The sequence below is a fragment of the Paenibacillus sp. 32O-W genome, from assembly GCF_007679495.1.
Lineage (GTDB): Bacteria > Bacillota > Bacilli > Paenibacillales > NBRC-103111 > Paenibacillus_L > Paenibacillus_L residui.
In genome coordinates this window covers 1-5,269 of sequence record NZ_VEGP01000125.1, presented here as the reverse complement: position 1 = coordinate 5,269, position 5,269 = coordinate 1, and the positions used below count along the sequence as shown (strand labels likewise).

The 5,269-nt window shown below is 42.2% G+C and carries 7 protein-coding genes; 3 read left to right on the top strand and 4 right to left on the bottom strand.

The features are described from left to right. Positions 1 to 115 precede the first annotated feature (115 nt). Both FS806_RS24850 and FS806_RS24845 read left to right on the top strand, forming a co-directional pair. Positions 116 to 763 carry a DUF4097 family beta strand repeat-containing protein gene (locus tag FS806_RS24850; RefSeq protein WP_222126772.1) on the top strand — a complete coding sequence of 216 codons (648 nt, stop codon included), beginning with the start codon at positions 116 to 118 and terminating at the stop codon, positions 761 to 763. A gap of 209 nt (positions 764 to 972) precedes the next feature. After that, positions 973 to 1,533: a dihydrofolate reductase family protein gene (locus FS806_RS24845; RefSeq protein ID WP_144942009.1), complete on the top strand. Its 561-nt coding sequence runs from the start codon at positions 973 to 975 to the stop codon at positions 1,531 to 1,533. Between the two features lie 272 nt (positions 1,534 to 1,805). Here FS806_RS24845 and FS806_RS24840 read toward each other — a convergent pair whose 3' ends face one another. The 4 genes from FS806_RS24840 to FS806_RS24825 form a co-directional block, all read right to left on the bottom strand. Continuing rightward, on the bottom strand, positions 1,806 to 2,072 hold the full coding sequence (locus FS806_RS24840; RefSeq protein WP_222126771.1) for a DeoR/GlpR family DNA-binding transcription regulator: 267 nt from the start codon (positions 2,070 to 2,072) through the stop codon (positions 1,806 to 1,808). A 209-nt stretch (positions 2,073 to 2,281) separates the two neighbouring features. After that, complete coding sequence (locus FS806_RS24835; RefSeq protein WP_144942007.1) at positions 2,282 to 3,322, bottom strand: DUF4179 domain-containing protein; 1,041 nt, start codon at positions 3,320 to 3,322, stop codon at positions 2,282 to 2,284. Further along, on the bottom strand, positions 3,312 to 3,818 hold the full coding sequence (locus FS806_RS24830; protein WP_144942005.1) for an RNA polymerase sigma factor: 507 nt from the start codon (positions 3,816 to 3,818) through the stop codon (positions 3,312 to 3,314). Before FS806_RS24830 ends, FS806_RS24835 begins: the two co-directional genes overlap by 11 nt. A 276-nt stretch (positions 3,819 to 4,094) precedes the next feature. Next, positions 4,095 to 4,451, bottom strand: coding sequence for a hypothetical protein (locus tag FS806_RS24825; RefSeq protein ID WP_144942003.1), 357 nt, complete (start codon positions 4,449 to 4,451; stop codon positions 4,095 to 4,097). Positions 4,452 to 4,723: 272 nt separating this feature from the next. Between FS806_RS24825 and FS806_RS24820 the strand changes: the two genes are divergently transcribed. After that, entirely contained in the window at positions 4,724 to 5,230 is a 507-nt protein-coding gene (locus tag FS806_RS24820; protein WP_144942001.1) for a pentapeptide repeat-containing protein, read from the top strand. Positions 5,231 to 5,269 lie beyond the last annotated feature (39 nt).

The following is a 5,269-nucleotide window of genomic DNA, read 5'->3' as shown; positions in this document are numbered from 1 at the left end:
TTGAAACAGGCATTCCGTGGTGCGATGGCGGGTTATCCACAGGATTGAGTTATCCACATTCCGATTTCATGTTAAAGAAAGGTGATTTCGATTGAAAAAGTTACTCATACCTTTTATGACATTTTTATTTATATTTGTCCTATCGGGCTGTAATCAGGGCGCTAATGAACAAGATATTCAAAGCATTCCGCTTAATGATTCATCTGCTATCCATATTGATAGCGGAAGTATCGCTATAGAACTGGAGAGTGCGGAAATCGACGACATGGAAATAAGGTACGACAAAAAATGGGGTCTTGCGGTCAAATCCGGTATTTCCTCCGTTCAAGATGCGGATGAAATAAATATAAGAGTCGAGAGCCCCCTAGCCCGTATCGGACGAAAGCCCAAGCTTCTGGTGCGGATTCCTTCGGGATATGAGGGAAAAATCTTCGTCAACAGTTCTTCCGGCCGCGTGACGGCCACCCAATTCGAGAATAATCACATTGAAGTGAATACCAAGAGCGGCAATGTTTCTCTTGATTTTGCCCAATTCCACAGTGATGTCCATGTGTCGACCACAAGCGGCAATATTCAATTGAAGCTAAACACCAGCGAACCGGATCTTAATCTTCGTGCCAAGACCGGGAGCGGGAAATACATTGTTTCTATCCCTATACAGAATGACTCCAAACAAAGTCGTGGCCAAATTTCCGGAAAATCGGGAAAAGGAACGTATGAAGTAGATATCAGCACTACTTCCGGCGATATAACCGTGCAATAGCAGCAACGTCACGGCGGAACCATTGATCTGTCTTTATTCATGCAATGCCTGCACACCTCTCATATTTCTTAACCATACTTCCAGTCAAATGCCTAAAATGAGCATTGAGCAATCGAGAAGAAATGTTCAACAATGCTGCGTGGTAATATCTAGATAATCCGCAGGCAGGCAAATTGTAAAATTCAAGATGATATCGGGGAGGCTAAGAAATGGGCAGAATTCTTATGACTATGCAAATGTCGTTGGACGGCATCGTCTCAAACGAGGATAAGTGGATGACATTAAGTGAGGAAATTTTCGAAGATTACTACGAATACTACAATACGGTGGAAACGATTATCGTAGGAAGTAACTCCTATTCCTCATTGGCGCAGCATTGGCAAAACGCAGAGGAATTTTCCAAAAACCCCCTCGAACAAGCGATAGCCAAGCGCATAAACGATATCCCTAAAGTGGTCATTTCCCGCTCGGAAGTGAATCTGGTATGGAGGAATTCTCAGCAAATCATAGCCAAGGACGATAAATCTCTCGCTCGCGAAATCATGAATCTAAAGAACACTGCGGGAAAAATCTCTGTGGAGAGCGGAGTAAAGACGTGGCAGTTATTCATTCAAAATGATCTCTTTGATGATCTATGGGTGCTCGTTCATCCTGTGGTCGTTTCCCAAGGCGAGAAACTATTCGCTCTTGCCAATAAACAATTCTCCATGAACTTAAGCAGCAGTAAAACATACGAGAACGGGGTAGTTGGGTTGTACTATCAAAAATAAGTGAACTCGCCCTGCCCTGTTCTTACAACACCTTCATGATCTTCTCGGGAATATTTTTCTCCTTCTACGTCTACCCTCATAGGCCTGTCGTATCGCTTTGATGTTGATTTTTGCTTATTGAGCAGCCTATGATTTCTTTTCGATTGCTCTGTTATTTCAGTTGCCTTTTCTCCACGTAAAAATAAAGCCACTCCTACAATGAAGTGGCTTTCTCATTTCCATTTGAGCAAATTATGGGAACAAATTTCGAAAAAAATGGCGCTCCCTTTGCACTACAACTGGGCTACGATCACTTTAACGCCAAGCGCCTCAATGCGTACAATAGCTTCCGGATCAGCGTCCTGGTCTGTAATTAACAAGTCTAAATCCTCGATTCGTCCGGCCTTCGCGAATCCATCGTTTCCGAGGGAATGAAGGGTTGCTATTCCAATGCGACGGCGGGATACCTGAGCGACCGCTCTCCCGAATGCCCCTACTTCCGGGGTAGCTACAAATACTCCAAATTCAATTATATTCTGTTTTATTCCATTTTGGAACAAAAATGAGGAATATTTATCCACATATTTTCCGTTTTGTGCTGTTTTATAATGAGGGACGGAGAAGGGACGGCTCGTTACCTGGTTTTTCTATATAAAAAAACCTCTAAGACCAAAGGTCTTAGAAGTCACATAATTGGCCCTTCTTGATTTCTTCTCGATTGCTCTGTTATTGCGGTTGCCGGTTCGCCTAGTACCATCACCTTCAAGCATTACCGGCCCGTTTGTATCGGAATCTCTTTATCGAAAAATACGATCGAAGCAATTTCCTTATCATTGATTACATTTTCAAAAGTTTTGATCATAAGGATTTGCTCACTTATATGTTCCGACAAATATAATCCGGAAAAAATAGCCGTCGTTTCTGAGGTGCCGTCTGCATAGTTTATCGTGATGGGAAAGTTATCTAAATGTTTATTGTCTCCAATTTCCTTTAATTCGCCGGCAGCTTCGTTAATTTCTTCCAAGTAGCTGCTATCCACTTTTAAAGTAATCGAAATGGGTGAGACCGAGATCGATTTTAACACGGCCTCATATCCGTACATGGTAATGTTTTGATTGACCGGATAAAGGGTGGAGTAGTCCTTGAAATCCAATTTAAATTCAGTTTCCCAAGTCCCCGGTATGATCGTTTCGAAAATCCCTGGAAGCGGATCGGCTGCTTGTAAATCTTTGAGCCGTAAGTGAACTTTTTGGCCGGCTATGCTATTTCTCGTCATGACACTCATAACCAAGCTAATTTTGTTGTCACTTCGGTTGCCATCATCGAGGGCTTTAAATCCTACGCTTTGAAAGTTCTGCCTTGTCGTTATGTCGTTATCCAAAAAGCGATACCGCGCTGCGTCTAATACCGTACCCTCTGGCGCAGAAAAATCCATTAAAATATAGGTCAGATTACTGTCGCCGATCACTTGCTTAATGGTAAGCGTCCCATTCTCGTTGGTCACTTGCTTGTCAACCACATAAGCGCCGTTTGACAAATATTGTGCCTGCTGATGATTTACCGGATTAAGAAATTTTAGAAAGGCTTCATCTAATCCCATATACGCCGCTGCAAAAGCGGTTGTCGTTAACCCAGCCATCAGCACCGCAGCCAGCACGGCGGATCTTAAGCGTTTCACGGGAGCAAATCCTCTGTGCCTTATCTTTTCATTCCGGCTTTGCACTAAAATGTTTTGAAGCATCTTTTCTTTTTGCTCCGTTTTTGGCGCAAGAGCTTCGAAGAGCTGATGAATATGACTTCTATTCCTCAAGGAAATTCCCTCCCAGGTTAATTTTAAGGCGCTGCCTGCCTCTGGACAGCTGCGTCTGGACCGTGCTCTCTTTGCGGCCCAACATCTCCGAGATTTCTTTAACGGAGTACTCCTCAAAATAATAAAGATATAATACGGTTTTGTATTTCTCCGGAAGTGAAAGCAGTCTGGCCAGCACCTGCCCCGACGGCACATCGCCATTCCAAGCTGGAACCTCCGGTAAAGCATCTAAAGCGATACGACGGGTCTTCCACCAATTTTTCAGAATGTCTTTACAGTAATTTCGGGTAACTACCGTCAACCACGCTTTTTCATGCTCATGGTCATTGAATACGATTTGTGTTTTGATCAGTTTTAGAAATACAGATTGAACAGCGTCTTCTGCATCAACGGGATTTTTCAAATAGATGTAGCACAGCCTGTAAACTAGATCCGCATGCCGTTGATAGAGTTCGGCCAATTCTTTATCCGTACGCAATAAAGAATTGTTTTCCATCTTTTCGCCTCCTACATACAACACGATGGCCGACTCGAAAATATCCCATTGCCCGGTATTATTTTTCTATATATCATTTTCAGTCCCCGCTCCAGTCAGAATTTCATGGAACAACAAAAGCCTTCAATCCCACCTTTAGAGTGGTTTTGGAGGCCTTCTTGTTCTAATTCTGGGACTTTGACCGGTACTTGGATGTAACCTCATGTGAATTCTATCGATGTAGTGTAATTGAGAAGTACTATGACTCTTCGAGTTAAAATTCAGGTTAAATAAGAATTACCATTCTCTCCATTCCAGCGTAATATCATGGCCTTCCTCAATCTCTAATCCGGCTAGCCTGGCCGCCTTATCAATAAATTCGGCCAATTCTTCCCGTTCACTTGTCTCAATAAAATAATCATGCTCATCATTCACATCATTTAGGGCAAGTATAGTTTCTTCTACGGCCTTCATGATCTTCTCCGGATTCCTATTCTCTTGCAGTGATACTAATTGGTTTAAGTAATCGTCCAGAACTTTATCACAGCTTAATAAGCTCTCTTTCGTATAGAAGTCATCTTCATCCTCATCTTCAATCATTCTTTCACGCCATAATTTTGTCGGTTTTTCATTAAACAGATCATGTAGTGTCATTTGAATCCCCCATTTTCTCTGCTTATTATCAGGTCTATCCTATAACTTCACAGCATTTCTCATAACGCGTTATTCTGAGCTTCCAAACACTCTGAAATAGCCTAGTGTCGAATCCGACTAACTTGTACTGTACCGCCACTATCATATCATGCTTGGAAAATCGAGGATACCAGTGCCGATTCTTTCTAAACATTAAACCTCGTTTGCACGTCCCATCTTGTTCGCCTATAATAGGAACTAATGTTCCTTTTTTGAAGGGGGAAAACACTCCAATGAGCCGCGGGAAAAAAGCAATGAAAATCGAACCGCCGATTATTCCGAATGAACTATCTGAACTGACACCGGATGATATCCAATTGAATGATTTTGTAGAGATGGGAATCATACAAAACTGCGTAATAGAGCATCTGACAGATCACAAAGTGACCTTCGATAAAATCATCTTCAAACAAGTCACCTTTACAGAATGCGCCTTGACAGGCGTGGAACTGACCGATGTCATCTTTGAAAAGTGCGATCTATCCAATGTTGATTTCAGCGAAGCCATCATTCATCGAACCGTATTCCAAGAATGCAAATTGATCGGCATTCATTTAACCGGTTCGACATTGCGGAATGTCCTCTTTGATCAATGTATAGCCGATTACGCCTCCTTCCGATTTTGCAATACCAAGCAAGTGATCATTCAGGATAGTTCTTTGTGTCATACCGATCTTAGCTACTCTAAATTACATAAAATTGAACTTAAATTTCGAAAGTACCGTTCATTGAAAACATAAAAAAGTGCCCAAATCTTTGGTAGAATGGTGTTTGTCGAG

Coding starts and splice junctions, on each gene's coding strand:
- FS806_RS24820 (WP_144942001.1), top strand. CDS start 4,724: ATGAGCCGCGGGAAAAAAGCAATGAAAATCGAACCGCCGATTATTCCG.
- FS806_RS24825 (WP_144942003.1), bottom strand. CDS start 4,451: ATGACACTACATGATCTGTTTAATGAAAAACCGACAAAATTATGGCGT.
- FS806_RS24850 (WP_222126772.1), top strand. CDS start 116: ATGACATTTTTATTTATATTTGTCCTATCGGGCTGTAATCAGGGCGCT.
- FS806_RS24845 (WP_144942009.1), top strand. CDS start 973: ATGGGCAGAATTCTTATGACTATGCAAATGTCGTTGGACGGCATCGTC.
- FS806_RS24830 (WP_144942005.1), bottom strand. CDS start 3,818: ATGGAAAACAATTCTTTATTGCGTACGGATAAAGAATTGGCCGAACTC.